The sequence below is a fragment of the Ideonella dechloratans genome (assembly GCF_021049305.1).
GTDB lineage: Bacteria > Pseudomonadota > Gammaproteobacteria > Burkholderiales > Burkholderiaceae_C > Ideonella > Ideonella dechloratans.
Window position 1 is genome coordinate 3,319,826 of sequence record NZ_CP088081.1, and the last position, 15,719, is coordinate 3,335,544.

Below are 15,719 nucleotides of genomic sequence, written 5' to 3' on the forward strand. Positions count from 1 at the left end.
GGCCGATCAAAGAACTTCCGGCGCCAGCGACACGATCTTCATGAAGCGCTCGGAGCGCAGTTCACGGGTCACCGGGCCAAAAATGCGGGTGCCGATCGGTTCGAGCTTGGCGTTCAGCAGCACGGCGGCGTTGCCGTCGAACTTGATCAGCGAGCCGTCCTGGCGACGCACACCCTTGGCGGTACGCACGACGACAGCGCTGTAGACCTCACCCTTCTTCACGCGGCCGCGCGGGGCAGCATCCTTGATGCTGACCTTGATGATGTCGCCAATGCCGGCATAGCGACGCTTGGAGCCGCCCAGCACCTTGATGCACATGACGGACTTGGCGCCAGTGTTGTCCGCGACGTCGAGCCGCGATTGCATTTGAATCATGTGTATTCCCCAACTTGCTCCCGCCCCACCTCACCCCCTTGGCGACGCGTGAGCGGTCAGTATTGGGCCCGTCTTGCAACCCCCTCGCAGAACGCGAGACAGCTGCCGCTTGGGCTGAAACCGAAACGGCCTTGGCTGGGTCGACCCGCCCACCCACCCGGGCAAACAAGCCTTACAGCCACACCTTTTCCGGCGAAGCTGATGATTATCCACAGCCAGCCTGACGTTGTCAACACGTCGGCCGTCGAGAAACGAAAAAACCGGAAGGTGCTCTTGCGCACACCTTCCGGCTCCTGCTCCGAGGCGCGAACCCCGGACGGGCGATCAGACCAGACGGGCCTTCTCGACCAAGCGGGTCACAACCCAGTTCTTGGTCTTCGAGATGGGGCGCGACTCGGCGATCTCCACGGTGTCACCCATGTGGTACTCGCCCTTTTCGTCATGGGCGTGGTACTTGCGGGACTGGCCGACGATCTTGCCGTACAGCGGGTGCTTGACGCGGATCTCGACCAGCACGGTCACCGACTTGGAGCGCTTGTCGCTCACCACGCGACCGATCAGGGTGCGCGTGTTCTTGGTGGCTTGGGTCTCGCTCACTTGGCGGCTCCCTTCTTCTTTTCGGCCAGGATGGTCTTGGCACGCGCGATGTCGCGACGGGTCTTGCCCAGCAGCGAGGTGTTGCCCAGCTGTTGGGTGCCCTTTTGCATGCGCAGGTTGAAGTGCGCCTTCAGGAGGTCGGAGACTTCCTTCTCGAGCGCAGCGACATCCTTGGCGCGCAGTTCAGATGCTTTCATGTGGAATGCTCCTCTCAGGCGCCAATCTGGCGGGCCACGAAGGTGCAACGCAGCGGCAGCTTCGCAGCTGCCAGCGTGAACGCTTCACGGGCCAGCGCTTCCGGCACACCGTTGATCTCGTAGAGCACCTTGCCCGGCTGGATCTCAGCCACGTAGTACTCCGGGTTGCCCTTGCCGTTACCCATACGGACTTCGGCAGGCTTCTGAGAAATCGGCTTGTCCGGGAAGATGCGGATGAAGATGCGGCCACCACGCTTGATGTGGCGGGAAATCGCACGACGAGCAGCTTCGATCTGACGCGCGGTCAGACGACCACGCTCGGTTGCCTTCAGGCCGTACTCACCGAAGGACACCAGCGCGCCACGGGTGGCGACACCCGTGTTGCGGCCCTTCTGTTCCTTGCGGAACTTGCGACGGGATGGTTGCAGCATGCTTATTCTCCTTTGCCCTCGGCAGCCGGAGCGGCCTTGCGGACGCGCTTGACGGCAGCGGGCGCGGCACCGGCCTCGGCGGGCTTGTCGCCACGCGGGGCACGGTCACCCGGACGACCACGGCCGGCCGGGGCGCCCGGACGGGCGTTGCGGCGCGGACGGCGATCCTCTTCGGGGCCTTCGCTCTTGATCACGGGGGCCTCGCCATTGGCCAGGCGGTCACCGCGGTACACCCACACCTTCACGCCGATCACGCCGTAGGTCGTCTTGGCTTCGGAGAAGCCATAGTCGATGTCGGCCTTCAGGGTGTGCAGGGGCACGCGACCTTCGCGGTACCACTCGGTACGGGCGATTTCGATGCCGTTCAGACGGCCGCCGGACATGATCTTGATGCCTTGGGCGCCCAGACGCATCGCGTTCTGCATCGCGCGCTTCATGGCGCGGCGGAACATGATGCGCTTTTCAAGCTGCTGGGTGATCGAGTCGGCGATCAGCTGAGCATCGATTTCGGGCTTGCGCACTTCCTCGATGTTCACGGCCACCGGCACGCCCAGACGCTTGGTCAGTTCGGCCTTCAGATTTTCGATGTCCTCACCCTTCTTGCCGATCACCACGCCCGGACGGGCGGAGTAGATCGTGATGCGGGCGTTCTTGGCAGGACGCTCGATCAGGATGCGCGACACGGCGGCGTTCTTCAGGCGAGCCTTGAGGTACTCGCGCACCTCCAGGTCTTCGGCCAGCATGCCGGCGAAGTTGCGGTTGTTCGCGTACCAGCGAGACGCCCACGCACGGGTGACGGGCAGGCGGAAGCCGGTCGGATGGATTTTCTGTCCCATGGTCTTCCTTTAGCCTCAGTTGCCCACGGTCACGTAGATGTGGCAGGTCGGCTTGCTGATGCGGTTGCCGCGGCCCTTGGCGCGCGCGGTGAAACGCTTCAGGGTCGTGCCCTGCTCCACGTAGATCGAGGTGACCTTCAGTTCGTCGATGTCCGCGCCGTCGTTGTGTTCGGCGTTGGCGATGGCGCTTTCCAGCGCCTTCTTGACGATGCCCGCGGCCTTCTTTTGGGTGTAGGCCAGGATGTTCAGAGCCTGGTCCACCTTCTTGCCACGGATCAGGTCAGCCACCAGGCGACCCTTGTCCACCGACAGGCGCACACCACGGACGATTGCTTTCGTTTCCATGTCGGTGCTCCTTACTTCTTGGCCTTCTTGTCCGCGGGGTGACCCTTGAACGTGCGGGTCAGCGCGAACTCGCCCAGCTTGTGGCCGACCATCTGGTCGGTCACGTACACGGGGACGTGCTGCTTGCCGTTGTGCACGGCAATGGTCAGACCGATGAAGTCGGGCAGGATCGTCGAACGACGAGACCAGGTCTTGATCGGCTTCTTGTCCTTCGTGGCCACGGCCTTTTCGGCCTTGGCTTGAAGGTGATGGTCCACGAACGGACCCTTCTTGAGTGAACGTGCCATGGTCCAGCCCTTACTTCTTGCGACGCGAGACGATGAAAGTCTGCGTGCGCTTGTTGTTGCGAGTACGGTAGCCCTTGGTCAGCGTGTTCCACGGCGACACCGGAGCCTGGCCCTCGCCCGTGCGGCCTTCGCCACCACCGTGCGGGTGGTCCACCGGGTTCATGGCGGTACCGCGGACGGTCGGGCGGATGCCCTTCCAGCGGATCGCACCGGCCTTGCCGTACTGGCGCAGGTTGTGCTCTTCGTTGCTCACTTCACCGATGGTGGCGCGGCAATCGATGTGGATCTTGCGCACTTCACCGGAGCGCAGGCGGACCTGGGCGTAGGCACCTTCGCGGGCCATCAGGGTCACCGCGGTACCGGCCGAGCGGGCGATCTGGGCGCCCTTGCCCGGCAGCAGTTCCACGCAGTGGATGGTCGAACCCACGGGGATGTTGCGGATCGGCAGGGTGTTGCCAGCCTTGATCGGCGCTTCCGAGCCGCTCAGGATGGTGGCACCGACTTCCAGACCGCGCGGCGCGATGATGTAGCGACGTTCACCGTCGGCATAGCACACCAGAGCGATGTGGGCCGTGCGGTTCGGGTCGTACTCGATGCGCTCAACCTTGGCGGGAATGCCGTCCTTGTTGCGCTTGAAGTCCACCACACGGTAGTGGTGCTTGTGACCACCGCCCTTGTGGCGCATCGTGATGTGGCCGTTGTTGTTGCGGCCAGCATTCTGCTTTTGCGGTTCCAGCAGCGAAGCTTCCGGAGCGCCCTTGTGCAGGTGCTTGTGAACGACCTTGACGACGGCACGACGGCCGGGCGAGGTCGGCTTGACTTTGACGACTGCCATGATTTACGCGGCCTCCCCGGAGAAGTTGAGCTCCTGGCCGGCCTTCAGCGCGACATACGCCTTCTTGACATGGTCCCGACGGCCCATGTTCTTGCCGAAGCGCTTGACCTTGCCCTTCACGTTGACGACGGACACCGACTCGACCTCGACCTTGAACAGCAGCTCGACGGCGGCCTTGATCTCGGGCTTGGTGGCGTCCCGCAGGACCTTGAACAGGACCTGGTTGTGCTTCTCAGCAACCTGGGTGGCCTTCTCGGAGATCACCGGGGCGACCAGCACCTGGGCCAGACGGCCCTCATTGAACTTGGCGCTCATTCGAACATCTCCTTGAGCTGTTCCACCGCAGCCTTGGTCACCAGCACCTTCTTGTAGAAGACCAGCGACAGCGGATCGGCGTAACGGGGCTCGACCACCAGCACGTTGTGCAGGTTGCGCGAAGCCAGCGCCAGGTTGTCGTCCAGCTGGTCGGTGATGACCATCACGGAATCCAGACCCATGGCCTTGAACTTCGAGGCCAGCAGCTTGGTCTTGGGCGCTTCCACGGTCAGCGAGTCCACCACAGCCAGACGGCCGTCGCGGGCCAGCTGGGACAGGATGGTGGCGATACCGGCGCGGTACATCTTCTTGTTGACCTTCTGCGAGAAGTTCTCGTCAGGGGTGTTCGGGAAGATGCGACCACCCCCGCGCCACAGCGGCGAGGAGGTCATACCAGCACGCGCGTTGCCGGTGCCCTTCTGGCGGAAGGGCTTCTTGGTCGAGTGATGAACCTCGCGACGGGTCAGCTGCTTGCGGGTACCGGAGCGGGCGTTGGCCTGATAGGCCACCACGATCTGGTGCACCAGCGCTTCGTTGTAGTCGCGGGCAAACACGGTGTCAGGAGCGTCCACCTTCGAGGTGGCCTGACCTTGTTCGTTCAGGAGCTCGAGTTGCATCAGTTGGCTCCCTTCTTGACCTTGGCCTTGACGGCCGGACGCACGGTCACGAAACCGTTCTTGGCGCCCGGCACCGCACCCTTGACCAGCAGCAGCTGGCGGGCCTCGTCCACGCGGACGATGTCCAGGTTCTGGGTGGTCACGGTCTCATCGCCCATGTGACCGGTCATCTTCTTGCCCGGGAACACGCGGCCCGGGTCCTGCGCCATCGAGATCGAACCCGGCACGTTGTGCGAACGGCTGTTACCGTGCGACGCGCGCTGCGAGCCGAAGTTGTGGCGCTTGATGGTGCCGGCGTAGCCCTTACCGATCGAGGTGCCCTGCACGTCGACCTTCTGGCCCGCGGCAAACAGCGTCACGGGCACGGTGGCGCCGGCCTTGTATTCGGCGGCCACGGTGGCTTCGACGCGGAATTCCTTCAGGATTTCACCGGCTTCCACACCTGCCTTGGCAAGGTGGCCAGCTTCCGGCTTGGTCACGCGCGATGCCTTGCGCGCGCCGAACGCCACTTGGAGGGCGCTGTAGCCGTCGGTCTCAACGGTCTTGACCTGGGTGACGCGGTTGTTGGACACGTCGAGCACGGTCACGGGGATGGCATCGCCATCGTCCGTGAACACGCGCATCATGCCCACCTTGCGGCCCAGCAAACCGAGACGGTTGCTCAGACTCATGGTTTTTCTCCGCCCCTTCTGGCCTCAATGGCTCGAAGGGCTGGGTTTTTCACAGACCCGACAGCGATTGGCCGGGTCGACGTACTCCGCCTCGGGCGGCCGCACCGAAATGCCACCACCCGAAACGGACAGTGGACGAAAGGCCGCCCGAAGGCGGCCAATCGTCCAAAAGCTTGCGAGTATAGCAGCTGTGGCGATCGCCGCAACTGCCCCACCCCAGCAACAGTGGATTACTGCAGCTTGATCTCGACGTCCACGCCAGCCGGCAGGTCCAGCTTCATCAGGGCGTCGACGGTCTTGTCGGTCGGATCGACGATGTCCATCAGACGCTGGTGCGTGCGGATCTCGAACTGGTCGCGGCTGGTCTTGTTGACGTGCGGCGAGCGCAGGATGTCGAAACGCTGCATGCGGGTCGGCAGGGGCACCGGGCCCTTGACGATCGCGCCGGTGCGCTTGGCGGTGTCAACGATTTCCAGAGCCGATTGGTCGATCAGCTTGTAATCGAAGGCCTTCAGACGGATGCGGATCTTTTGCTTTTGCATGACGGTTCCTTGTAAAGAGCGATGAAGCCGGCCTGGTGCGATACCAGGACCGGCCGGTCATGCAATTACTCGATGATCTTGGCAACGACGCCGGCGCCGACGGTGCGACCGCCTTCACGGATGGCGAAGCGCAGGCCTTCTTCCATGGCGATCGGGGCGATCAGCTTGACGGTGATCGACACGTTGTCGCCCGGCATCACCATTTCCTTGTCCTTCGGCAGTTCCACCGCACCGGTCACGTCCGTGGTACGGAAGTAGAACTGGGGACGGTAGTTGTTGAAGAACGGGGTGTGGCGGCCGCCTTCGTCCTTGCTCAGCACGTACACCTCGGCGGTGAAGTGCGTGTGCGGGGTGATCGAGCCGGGCTTGGCCAGCACTTGGCCGCGCTCGACGTCTTCACGCTTGGTGCCGCGCAGCAGGATGCCGACGTTGTCGCCCGCTTGACCTTGGTCCAGCAGCTTGCGGAACATTTCCACGCCGGTGCAGGTGGTCTTCTGGGTGGCCTTGATACCGACGATTTCGATTTCTTCGCCAACCTTGATCACGCCGCGCTCGACACGACCGGTCACCACGGTGCCGCGACCCGAGATCGAGAACACGTCTTCCACCGGCATCAGGAAGGCACCGTCCACGGCGCGCTCGGGCGTCGGGATGTAGGTGTCCAGCGCGTCAGCCAGCTTCATGATGGCCTGTTCGCCCAACTCGCCCTTGTCGCCTTCGAGCGCCAGCTTGGCCGAGCCCTTCACGATCGGGGTGTCGTCGCCCGGGAAGTCGTACTTGCTCAGCAGCTCGCGCACTTCCATTTCCACCAGTTCCAACAGCTCGGCGTCATCGACCATGTCGCACTTGTTCAGGAACACGATGATGTAGGGCACGCCCACCTGACGGGCCAGCAGGATGTGCTCGCGGGTCTGGGGCATCGGGCCGTCAGCGGCCGAGCACACCAGGATCGCGCCGTCCATCTGCGCCGCGCCGGTGATCATGTTCTTCACATAGTCGGCGTGACCCGGGCAGTCCACGTGGGCGTAGTGGCGGTTGGCGGTCTCGTACTCGACGTGTGCGGTGTTGATCGTGATGCCGCGGGCCTTCTCTTCGGGCGCAGCGTCGATCTGGTCGTAGGCCTTGGCCTCGCCGCCGAACTTGCTCGACAGGATGGTCGTGATCGCCGCCGTCAGCGTCGTCTTGCCATGGTCCACGTGACCAATCGTGCCCACGTTCACGTGCGGCTTGGTCCGTTCAAACTTGCCTTTTGCCATTTCTGAATCTCCGAAAGAAAGAACAACTGCCCGTGTGCGTTTAAGGTCTCCGGCCCAGGCTGCCACGGGCAGCAGGCCCACCCCGTCATGCGGGGCGCCGAAGACCATCGGATGTCCTCGACACGCCGGCGGCCATCAGGCCGCCGGCGGTGAGGGGTTTACTTGGCGCGCGCGGTGATGATCGCGTCGGCCACGTTCTTCGGAGCTTCGCTGTAGTGCTTGAACTCCATCGTGTACGTGGCACGGCCTTGCGTGGCGGAACGCAGCGAGGTCGAGTAGCCGAACATTTCCGACAGCGGGACCTCGGCCTTGATGATCTTGCCGCCGCCCGGGATGTCGTCCATGCCCTGCACCATGCCACGGCGGCTGGACAGATCGCCCATCACCGTGCCGGCGTAGTCTTCCGGCGTCTCGACTTCCACGGCCATCATCGGCTCCAGGATGACGGGGTTGGCCTTGCGGCAGCCGTCCTTGAAACCGATCGAAGCCGCCATCTTGAAGGCGTTTTCGTTCGAGTCCACATCGTGGTACGAACCGAAGGTCAGCGTGACCTTCACGTCCACCACCGGGAAGCCGGCCAGCACGCCGTTCGGCAGCGTGTCGATCAGGCCCTTCTCGACCGCGGGAATGAATTCACGCGGCACCACACCGCCCTTGATGGCGTCGACGAACTCGAAGCCCTTGCCCGGCTCCAGCGGCTCGATCTTCAGCACGACGTGACCGTACTGGCCCTTACCACCGGACTGGCGAACGAACTTGCCTTCCACGTCTTCCACCGCCTTGCGGATGGTTTCGCGGTAGGCCACCTGCGGCTTGCCCACGTTGGCCTCCACGCCGAACTCGCGCTTCATGCGGTCGACGATGATTTCCAGGTGCAGCTCGCCCATGCCGGAGATGATGGTCTGGCCGGACTCTTCGTCGGTGCGCACGCGGAACGAGGGATCTTCCGCAGCCAGACGGCCCAGGGCGATACCCATCTTTTCCTGGTCGGCCTTGGTCTTGGGTTCCACGGCCTGCGAGATCACCGGCTCGGGGAAGACCATCTTTTCCAGCGTGATCACGGCTTCCGGATCGCACAGGGTCTCACCCGTGGTCACGTCCTTCAGGCCCACGCAGGCGGCGATGTCGCCGGCCAGAATTTCCTTGATTTCCTCACGCTGGTTGGCGTGCATCTGCAGGATCCGGCCGATACGCTCCTTCTTGCCCTTGATGGGGTTGAAGACGCTGGCGCCCGAAGCCAGGATGCCCGAGTAGACGCGCACGAAGGTCAGCTGGCCGACGAACGGGTCGGTCATCAGCTTGAAGGCCAGCGCGGCGAACTTCTCGTTGTCGTCGGCCTGACGGCTGACTTCCTTCTCGTCTTCGTCCGTGCCCTTCACCGGAGGGATGTCCACCGGCGACGGCAGGAAGTCGATCACGGCGTCCAGCATGCGCTGCACACCCTTGTTCTTGAAGGCGGTGCCGCACAGCATCGGCTGGATTTCGGTCGCGATGGTGCGCTGACGCAGGGCGAGCTTGATCTCTTCCTCGGAGAGGTCACCCTCTTCCAGGTACTTGTTCATCAGCTCTTCGTTGGCCTCGGCAGCAGCCTCGACCATCTTCTCGCGCCATTCCTGGGCCACGCCGACCAGATCCGCCGGGATGTCCTCGTACGAGAACTTCATGCCCTGCGAGGCCTCGTCCCAGATGATGGCCTTCATCTTGATCAGGTCCACCACGCCGGTGAAGTTGTCTTCGGCGCCGATGGGGATCACGATGGGCACGGGGTTGGCCTTCAGGCGCGTCTTCATCTGGTCAACGACCTTGAAGAAGTTCGCGCCGGTGCGGTCCATCTTGTTGACGAACGCCAGACGGGGCACCTTGTACTTGTTGGCCTGACGCCAGACGGTTTCCGACTGCGGCTGCACGCCACCCACGGCGCAATAGACCATGCAGGCGCCGTCCAGGACGCGCATGGAACGCTCCACCTCGATGGTGAAGTCCACGTGTCCCGGGGTGTCGATGATGTTGAAGCGGTGCTCCGGATAGGACATGTCCATGCCCTTCCAGAAACAGGTGGTGGCCGCAGACGTGATGGTGATGCCGCGTTCCTGCTCTTGCTCCATCCAGTCCATCGTGGCGGCACCGTCGTGCACTTCACCGATCTTGTGGTTCACACCGGTGTAGTACAGGATGCGTTCGGTCGTCGTGGTCTTGCCAGCGTCGATGTGCGCCGAGATACCGATGTTGCGGTAGCGCTCGATGGGGGTCTTGCGAGCCATGGTTCACTCCAAAGAGGAATTGCCGCCACCGGGATGTCCGATGGCGGCCAGGGGACAGGGTTTTAGAAGCGGAAGTGCGAGAAGGCCTTGTTGGCCTCGGCCATGCGGTGCACTTCGTCACGCTTCTTCATGGCGCCGCCGCGGCCTTCGGAGGCTTCCAGCAGTTCATTGGCCAGGCGGGCAGCCATCGACTTCTCACCACGCTTGCGGGCCGATTCCTTCAGCCAACGCATGGCCAGGGCCATCCGGCGGACGGGACGAACTTCCACGGGAACTTGGTAGTTCGCACCACCGACGCGGCGGCTCTTGACTTCGACCATCGGCTTGACGTTGTTCAGCGCAACCATGAAGACCTCCAGCGGGTCCTTCTTGGCTTTCTGCTCAACCTGGTCGAGCGCACCGTAGATGATGCGTTCGGCCACGGCCTTCTTGCCGGATTCCATGATCACGTTCATGAACTTGGACAGATCCACCGATCCGAACTTCGGATCCGGCAGGATTTCGCGCTTGGGGACTTCGCGACGACGAGGCATTTCTCTTCCTTCATCTTCAGTTGGCACCGGGATTCGCATTCCCGACACCGCGAGAGCACCATGACCACCTTGATTTGAAGACCGGTGGCAGGACCCTCACTTACTCGGTGGCTTCCGGACGTCCGGATTCACCGCAACTTCCACACCGCAAGCCTGACGGCCGGGCGTGACATCCTGTTTTCAAGAAAGCGGCTTAGGCCTTCTTGGGGCGCTTGGCGCCGTACTTGGAACGCGCCTGCTTGCGATCCTTCACGCCCTGCAGGTCCAGGGAACCGCGGACGATGTGGTAACGCACACCCGGCAAGTCCTTCACACGGCCGCCGCGCACGAGCACGACGCTGTGTTCTTGCAGGTTGTGGCCTTCACCGCCGATGTACGAGATGACCTCGAAACCGTTGGTCAGGCGCACCTTGGCCACCTTCCGCAGCGCCGAGTTCGGCTTCTTCGGCGTGGTGGTGTAGACGCGGGTGCAGACACCGCGGCGCTGCGGGCAGTTCTGCATCGCAGGCGACTTGGACTTCGTGACTTCGACCTGACGGCCGTGGCGCACGAGCTGGTTGATGGTGGGCATGGGTAACTTGTTCCCGTTTGAAGTTACGACGACAAAAAGGCACCAGGGCGCGCCCTCCTGCCGATGAAGCAGGTTCACGCACCCCGACGCCACAGGACCCTCCGCCCGGGCCGCACAGCACACCCGAAAAACAGCCAAACACAGCTGAATCGAGCACCTTGCCACCCTGGCCGGACAAGCCAAATCCGACGCCCGAGCTCACCCGGCCGTCGAAAAGCCCTCGATTATAGTGGCAGGGGTTACCCCCTTGCAAGCCACGGCTCGCTCGCCATGAACCCGCCTGCCTCCACATCCCGCCCCTGCGCCGTGATCGACAGCCAGTCCGTGCTGGACTGGCACTACTTCGACAATCCCGCTTGCAGGCACTGGTCGGAAAGCCTGGCGGCCGGCCACTGGCACTGGATCGCCACCGCCGCGATGCGGGACGAACTGGCCCATGTGCTGGCCAGGGGCATCCCGGGACGTCACGCCCCGGCGGGTCAGGCGGTGCTGGCCGCCTTCGACCGCTGGGCCGAGATCCGCCCCACGCCGCAGCCGCCCCTGGGGGGCTGGCCCCGTTGCCGGGACACCGATGATCAGAAGTTCATCGATCTGGCGCTGCTGGGCGGTGCCACCTGGCTGGTGAGCCGGGACAAGGCGGTGCTCAAGCTGGCGCGTCGGTGCTTGGCGCAGACGGGCCTGGTGGTGACCCCCCCCCATCTGTGGTCGCCCGCGCCCTCGGCGTGAGCGCCGCATGAAAAAAGGCGCCCCGAGGGGCGCCTTTCATGTTGGCCTCGTCGCCGGGAATCAGTCGGCGCTCGGCTCGGTGCCGGAGGCGGCATCCAGGCTGGCCAGCTGGGCCGAGGCGAGTTCCTCGGCTTCCTGCAGGGCGATGGCACGACGCTCGGTCTCGTCCATCTCTTCCTTGGCCTTGCGGGCCTGGTGGAAGGCCATGCCGGTGCCGGCCGGAATCAGGCGACCCACGATCACGTTTTCCTTCAGGCCACGCAGCTCGTCGCGCTTGCCCATGATGGCCGCTTCGGTCAGCACGCGGGTGGTTTCCTGGAAGGACGCCGCGGAGATGAACGAGTCGGTCGACAGGGACGCCTTGGTGATGCCCAGCAGCACGTCGGCGTAGGTCGCGGGGATCTTGTCCTCGCTGCGCAGCTTCTCGTTGGTGATGAACAGCTCCGAGCGCTCCACCTGCTCGCCGGCGATGTAGGACGAGTCGCCCGGGTTGACGATCTGCACGCGGCGCAGCATCTGGCGAACGATCACCTCGATGTGCTTGTCGTTGATCTTCACGCCCTGCAGACGGTAGACGTCCTGCACCTCGTCGACGATGTAGCGGGCCAGTTCCTCGACGCCCAGCAGACGCAGGATGTCCTGCGGATCGGCCGCGCCGTCGACGATCAGTTCGCCGCGGTTCACCACCTGACCTTCGTGCACCAGGATGTTCTTTTCCTTGGGCACCAGCTCTTCCCAGACCTTGCCGTCCGGGTCGGTGATCTGCAGGCGCACCTTGCCCTTGGTCTCCTTGCCGAAGGACACCGTGCCGGTGATCTCGGCCAGCGTGCCCTTGTCCTTGGGCGAACGGGCTTCGAACAGCTCGGCCACCCGCGGCAGACCGCCGGTGATGTCACGGGTCTTCTGACCTTCGACCGGGATGCGGGCCAGCACTTCACCCGGGGCCAGGTCCTGGCCGTCGCGGATCTGGATCAGCGCGCCGACCTGGAAGCCGATGGTCACCGAGTGGTCGGTGCCCGGGATCTTCACTTCCTGGCCGTTGGCATCCAGCAGCTTGACCTGGGGGCGCACCACCTTGGCGGCGCCGCGGCGCTTGGGGTCGATCACCACCAGGGTGGACAGGCCGGTGACCTCGTCCACCTGCTTGGCCACGGTGACACCTTCCTCGACGTTCTCGAACTTCGCCTTGCCGGCGAATTCCGTGATGATCGGGCGGGTCAGCGGGTCCCAGTTGCCCAGGATGGTGCCGGCCTTGATGGTCTGGTCGGCCTTGACGTTCAGGATCGCGCCGTACGGCACCTTGTGACGCTCGCGCTCACGGCCGTGCGGGTCGGTGATGACGATTTCGCCCGAACGCGAGATCACCACCAGCTCGCCCTTGCCGTTCGTGACGTAGCGCATCGTAGCGTTGAAGCCGATGATGCCGTCCGACTTGGCGTCGACACTGGAGGCGATGGCCGCGCGCGAGGCCGCACCACCGATGTGGAAGGTCCGCATGGTCAGCTGCGTGCCCGGCTCGCCGATCGACTGCGCGGCGATCACGCCCACAGCCTCACCGGTGTTGACCAGGCCACCGCGGCCCAGATCGCGGCCGTAGCACTTGGCGCACAGACCGTAACGGGTCTCGCAAGTCAGCGGAGTGCGGACCTTGATCTCGTCCACGCCGGCCGACTCGATGGCGTCCAGGGTGTCCTCGTCCAGCATGGTGCCGGCGTCGATCAGCACCTGCTGGGTTTCCGGGTGCACCACTTCGACGGCGGTCACGCGGCCCAGCACGCGGTCGCGCAGGGATTCGATGACCTCACCGCCTTCGACCAGCGCGCGCATCGCGAAGCCGGCCTCGGTGCCGCAATCGTCCTCGGTCACCACCAGATCCTGGGTCACGTCCACCAGACGACGGGTCAGGTAGCCGGAATTCGCGGTCTTCAGCGCCGTGTCCGCCAGGCCCTTACGGGCACCGTGGGTGGAGATGAAGTACTGCAGAACGTTCAGGCCTTCGCGGAAGTTCGCGGTGATGGGGGTCTCGATGATCGAGCCGTCCGGCTTGGCCATCAGGCCCCGCATCCCGGCGAGCTGGCGGATCTGCGCGGCAGAACCCCGGGCGCCGGAGTCGGCCATCATGTAGATGGAGTTGAAGGACTCCTGATCCACTTCCTTGCCGTTGCGGTCGATGACCTTTTCCTTGGAGAGCTGGCCCATCATGACCTTGCCCACCTCGTCACCGGTCTTGCCCCAGATGTCCACGACCTTGTTGTAGCGCTCGCCGGCGGTCACGAGACCCGAGACGTACTGCTGCTCGATCTCCTTGACTTCCTTCTCGGCGCGGTCGATCAGGCCCACCTTCTGCGGCGGCACCAGCATGTCCTCGATGGCGATCGAGATGCCGGCGCGCGTGGCCAGGCGGAAGCCCGACTGCAGCAGCTTGTCGGCGAAGACGACGGTTTCCTTCAGGCCGCACTTGCGGAAGGAGGTGTTGATCAGCTTGCTGATCTCCTTCTTCTTCAGGGCCTTGTTGAGGTTGGAGAAGGGCAGGCCCTTGGGCAGGATCTCCGACAGCAGCGCACGGCCCACGGTGGTCTCCACCAGCTTGAGCTGGGGCTGGAATTCACCGTTGTCGTCCTTGGTCCACTCGGTCAGGCGCACGCTGATCTTGGCGGTGATCTCCACGGCGCCGCAGTCCAGCGCACGGCGCAGTTCCACGGTGTCGGAGAAGACCATGCCCTCGCCCTTGGCGTTGGTGCGCTCGCGGGTCGAGTAGTACAGGCCCAGCACCACGTCCTGCGACGGCACGATGGACGGCTCGCCCGAGGCCGGGAACAGCACGTTGTTGGAGGCCAGCATCAGGGCGCGGGCTTCCATCTGCGCTTCGATGGACAGCGGCACGTGCACGGCCATCTGGTCACCGTCGAAGTCGGCGTTGAAGGCCGCGCAGACCAGCGGGTGCAGCTGGATGGCCTTGCCTTCGATCAGCACCGGCTCGAAGGCCTGGATGCCCAGACGGTGCAGCGTCGGGGCGCGGTTCAGCATGACCGGGTGTTCCTTGATGACTTCTTCAAGGATGTCCCAGACCACCGGCGTGCCCGATTCCACTTCCTTCTTCGCCGCCTTGATGGTGGTGGCGATGCCCATCGCCTCCAGGCGCGAGAAGATGAAGGGCTTGAACAGCTCCAGGGCCATCAGCTTGGGCAGGCCGCACTGGTGCAGCTTGAGGGTCGGGCCCACGGTGATGACGGAACGGCCGGAGTAGTCGACGCGCTTGCCCAGCAGGTTCTGACGGAAGCGGCCCGACTTGCCCTTGATCATGTCGGCCAGCGACTTGAGGGCACGCTTGTTCGCGCCGGTCATGGCCTTGCCGCGACGGCCGTTGTCCAGCAGGCTGTCCACGGCTTCCTGCAGCATGCGCTTTTCGTTGCGCACGATGATCTCAGGGGCCTTGAGTTCCAGCAGGCGGGCCAGACGGTTGTTGCGGTTGATGACGCGACGGTAAAGGTCGTTCAGGTCCGAGGTGGCGAAACGGCCGCCGTCCAGCGGCACCAGCGGACGCAGGTCCGGCGGCAGCACCGGCAGCACCGTCATGATCATCCACTCGGGCTTGATGCCCGACTTCTTGAAGGCCTCCATGACCTTCAGGCGCTTGCTGTTCTTCTTGACCTTCAGCTCGCTGCCGGTCATGTCGTTGCGCAGGCGGTCGATCTCGACGTCCAGGTCCATGTCGGCCAGCAGCTTCTGGATGCCTTCGGCACCCATCAGCGCGACGAACTCGTCACCGAACTCCTGGCGCTTCGCGTCGTAGTCGTCCTCGGACATGATGCTGAACTTCTTCAGCGGGGTCATGCCCGGGTCCACCACCACGTAGGCTTCGAAGTACAGCACGCGCTCGATGTCGCGCAGCGTCATGTCCAGGACCAGGCCCAGACGCGACGGCAGCGACTTCAGGAACCAGATGTGGGCGCAGGGCGCGGCCAGGTCGATGTGACCCATGCGCTCGCGACGCACCTTGGTCTGGGTGACTTCAACGCCGCACTTCTCGCAGATCACGCCACGGTGCTTCAGGCGCTTGTACTTGCCGCACAGGCACTCGTAGTCCTTGATGGGGCCGAAGATCTTGGCGCAGAACAGACCGTCACGCTCGGGCTTGAACGTGCGGTAGTTGATCGTCTCGGGCTTCTTCACCTCACCGAAGGACCACGAGCGAATCTTCTCGGGCGAGGCCAGCCCAATCTTGATCGCGTCGAAGTGCTCGTCGGGGGTGAACTGCTTGAACAGGTCCAGCAAGCCTTTCATGTGTCTTTCTCCAGGTTGACTGTGTATCGATCAGGGGGAA

General features: G+C 63.9%; 18 protein-coding genes. 1 reads left to right on the forward strand and 17 read right to left on the reverse strand.

Annotated features, from left to right (window positions below):
- Positions 1–6: 6 nt before the first annotated feature.
- The 16 genes from rplN to rpsL all read right to left on the reverse strand — a co-directional run bounded on the left by rplN (position 7) and on the right by rpsL (position 10,669).
- Positions 7–375: a 50S ribosomal protein L14 gene (rplN, locus tag LRM40_RS15430; RefSeq protein WP_022982222.1), complete on the reverse strand. Its 369-nt coding sequence runs from the start codon at positions 373–375 to the stop codon at positions 7–9.
- 324 nt (positions 376–699) lie between these two features.
- Positions 700–972 carry a 30S ribosomal protein S17 gene (gene rpsQ / locus LRM40_RS15435; protein ID WP_151123646.1) on the reverse strand — a complete coding sequence of 91 codons (273 nt, stop codon included), beginning with the start codon at positions 970–972 and terminating at the stop codon, positions 700–702.
- The gene (rpmC, locus tag LRM40_RS15440; protein ID WP_151123647.1) at positions 969–1,169 is read right to left on the reverse strand and encodes a 50S ribosomal protein L29; all 201 of its coding nucleotides are present in this window, start codon (positions 1,167–1,169) and stop codon (positions 969–971) included. Before rpmC ends, rpsQ begins: the two co-directional genes overlap by 4 nt.
- Before the next feature lie 14 nt (positions 1,170–1,183).
- Positions 1,184–1,600 (reverse strand): 50S ribosomal protein L16, encoded by a 417-nt coding sequence (rplP, locus tag LRM40_RS15445; RefSeq protein ID WP_151123648.1) that lies wholly within the window; start codon positions 1,598–1,600, stop codon positions 1,184–1,186.
- 2 nt (positions 1,601–1,602) lie between these two features.
- A complete protein-coding gene (rpsC, locus tag LRM40_RS15450) occupies positions 1,603–2,436 on the reverse strand; it encodes a 30S ribosomal protein S3 (protein WP_022982226.1) in 834 nt (277 codons plus the stop codon).
- A 15-nt stretch (positions 2,437–2,451) separates the two neighbouring features.
- Positions 2,452–2,781: a 50S ribosomal protein L22 gene (gene rplV / locus LRM40_RS15455; protein WP_026096979.1), complete on the reverse strand. Its 330-nt coding sequence runs from the start codon at positions 2,779–2,781 to the stop codon at positions 2,452–2,454.
- Between the two features lie 11 nt (positions 2,782–2,792).
- Positions 2,793–3,068, reverse strand: a complete 276-nt coding sequence (gene rpsS / locus LRM40_RS15460; protein WP_022982228.1) for a 30S ribosomal protein S19 — start codon at positions 3,066–3,068, stop codon at positions 2,793–2,795.
- Positions 3,069–3,078: 10 nt separating this feature from the next.
- Positions 3,079–3,903: a 50S ribosomal protein L2 gene (gene rplB, locus LRM40_RS15465; RefSeq protein WP_022982229.1), complete on the reverse strand. Its 825-nt coding sequence runs from the start codon at positions 3,901–3,903 to the stop codon at positions 3,079–3,081.
- Positions 3,904–3,906: 3 nt separating this feature from the next.
- Entirely contained in the window at positions 3,907–4,218 is a 312-nt protein-coding gene (gene rplW, locus LRM40_RS15470; protein WP_022982230.1) for a 50S ribosomal protein L23, read from the reverse strand.
- Complete coding sequence (gene rplD / locus LRM40_RS15475; RefSeq protein ID WP_022982231.1) at positions 4,215–4,835, reverse strand: 50S ribosomal protein L4; 621 nt, start codon at positions 4,833–4,835, stop codon at positions 4,215–4,217. Before rplD ends, rplW begins: the two co-directional genes overlap by 4 nt.
- Positions 4,835–5,506 (reverse strand): 50S ribosomal protein L3, encoded by a 672-nt coding sequence (gene rplC / locus LRM40_RS15480; RefSeq protein WP_151123649.1) that lies wholly within the window; start codon positions 5,504–5,506, stop codon positions 4,835–4,837. Before rplC ends, rplD begins: the two co-directional genes overlap by 1 nt.
- Before the next feature lie 230 nt (positions 5,507–5,736).
- Positions 5,737–6,048: a 30S ribosomal protein S10 gene (rpsJ, locus tag LRM40_RS15485; protein WP_019561663.1), complete on the reverse strand. Its 312-nt coding sequence runs from the start codon at positions 6,046–6,048 to the stop codon at positions 5,737–5,739.
- Between the two features lie 65 nt (positions 6,049–6,113).
- Positions 6,114–7,304 (reverse strand): elongation factor Tu, encoded by a 1,191-nt coding sequence (gene tuf, locus LRM40_RS15490; RefSeq protein WP_151123650.1) that lies wholly within the window; start codon positions 7,302–7,304, stop codon positions 6,114–6,116.
- Positions 7,305–7,462: 158 nt separating this feature from the next.
- Complete coding sequence (gene fusA, locus LRM40_RS15495; protein ID WP_151123651.1) at positions 7,463–9,565, reverse strand: elongation factor G; 2,103 nt, start codon at positions 9,563–9,565, stop codon at positions 7,463–7,465.
- Positions 9,566–9,627: 62 nt separating this feature from the next.
- Positions 9,628–10,098, reverse strand: coding sequence for a 30S ribosomal protein S7 (rpsG, locus tag LRM40_RS15500; protein ID WP_022979312.1), 471 nt, complete (start codon positions 10,096–10,098; stop codon positions 9,628–9,630).
- Positions 10,099–10,291: 193 nt separating this feature from the next.
- Positions 10,292–10,669 carry a 30S ribosomal protein S12 gene (rpsL, locus tag LRM40_RS15505; RefSeq protein ID WP_022979311.1) on the reverse strand — a complete coding sequence of 126 codons (378 nt, stop codon included), beginning with the start codon at positions 10,667–10,669 and terminating at the stop codon, positions 10,292–10,294.
- A gap of 270 nt (positions 10,670–10,939) precedes the next feature.
- Between rpsL and LRM40_RS15510 the strand changes: the two genes are divergently transcribed.
- On the forward strand, positions 10,940–11,395 hold the full coding sequence (locus tag LRM40_RS15510; protein WP_151123652.1) for a PIN domain-containing protein: 456 nt from the start codon (positions 10,940–10,942) through the stop codon (positions 11,393–11,395).
- Between the two features lie 60 nt (positions 11,396–11,455).
- Here the strand turns inward: LRM40_RS15510 and rpoC are convergent, their stop codons facing one another.
- Positions 11,456–15,679 carry a DNA-directed RNA polymerase subunit beta' gene (gene rpoC / locus LRM40_RS15515; RefSeq protein ID WP_151123653.1) on the reverse strand — a complete coding sequence of 1,408 codons (4,224 nt, stop codon included), beginning with the start codon at positions 15,677–15,679 and terminating at the stop codon, positions 11,456–11,458.
- Between the last annotated feature and the right edge of the window lie 40 nt (positions 15,680–15,719).

Excerpts from the sequence above, each read along its gene's own strand:
- rplN (WP_022982222.1), bottom strand. The coding sequence starts at position 375 with ATGATTCAAATGCAATCGCGGCTCGACGTCGCGGACAACACTGGCGCC.
- rpmC (WP_151123647.1), bottom strand. The coding sequence starts at position 1,169 with ATGAAAGCATCTGAACTGCGCGCCAAGGATGTCGCTGCGCTCGAGAAG.
- rplP (WP_151123648.1), bottom strand. The coding sequence starts at position 1,600 with ATGCTGCAACCATCCCGTCGCAAGTTCCGCAAGGAACAGAAGGGCCGC.
- rpsC (WP_022982226.1), bottom strand. The coding sequence starts at position 2,436 with ATGGGACAGAAAATCCATCCGACCGGCTTCCGCCTGCCCGTCACCCGT.
- rplV (WP_026096979.1), bottom strand. The coding sequence starts at position 2,781 with ATGGAAACGAAAGCAATCGTCCGTGGTGTGCGCCTGTCGGTGGACAAG.
- rpsS (WP_022982228.1), bottom strand. The coding sequence starts at position 3,068 with ATGGCACGTTCACTCAAGAAGGGTCCGTTCGTGGACCATCACCTTCAA.
- rplB (WP_022982229.1), bottom strand. The coding sequence starts at position 3,903 with ATGGCAGTCGTCAAAGTCAAGCCGACCTCGCCCGGCCGTCGTGCCGTC.
- rplW (WP_022982230.1), bottom strand. The coding sequence starts at position 4,218 with ATGAGCGCCAAGTTCAATGAGGGCCGTCTGGCCCAGGTGCTGGTCGCC.
- rplD (WP_022982231.1), bottom strand. The coding sequence starts at position 4,835 with ATGCAACTCGAGCTCCTGAACGAACAAGGTCAGGCCACCTCGAAGGTG.
- rplC (WP_151123649.1), bottom strand. The coding sequence starts at position 5,506 with ATGAGTCTGAGCAACCGTCTCGGTTTGCTGGGCCGCAAGGTGGGCATG.
- rpsJ (WP_019561663.1), bottom strand. The coding sequence starts at position 6,048 with ATGCAAAAGCAAAAGATCCGCATCCGTCTGAAGGCCTTCGATTACAAG.
- tuf (WP_151123650.1), bottom strand. The coding sequence starts at position 7,304 with ATGGCAAAAGGCAAGTTTGAACGGACCAAGCCGCACGTGAACGTGGGC.
- fusA (WP_151123651.1), bottom strand. The coding sequence starts at position 9,565 with ATGGCTCGCAAGACCCCCATCGAGCGCTACCGCAACATCGGTATCTCG.
- rpsG (WP_022979312.1), bottom strand. The coding sequence starts at position 10,098 with ATGCCTCGTCGTCGCGAAGTCCCCAAGCGCGAAATCCTGCCGGATCCG.
- rpsL (WP_022979311.1), bottom strand. The coding sequence starts at position 10,669 with ATGCCCACCATCAACCAGCTCGTGCGCCACGGCCGTCAGGTCGAAGTC.
- LRM40_RS15510 (WP_151123652.1), top strand. The coding sequence starts at position 10,940 with ATGAACCCGCCTGCCTCCACATCCCGCCCCTGCGCCGTGATCGACAGC.
- rpoC (WP_151123653.1), bottom strand. The coding sequence starts at position 15,679 with ATGAAAGGCTTGCTGGACCTGTTCAAGCAGTTCACCCCCGACGAGCAC.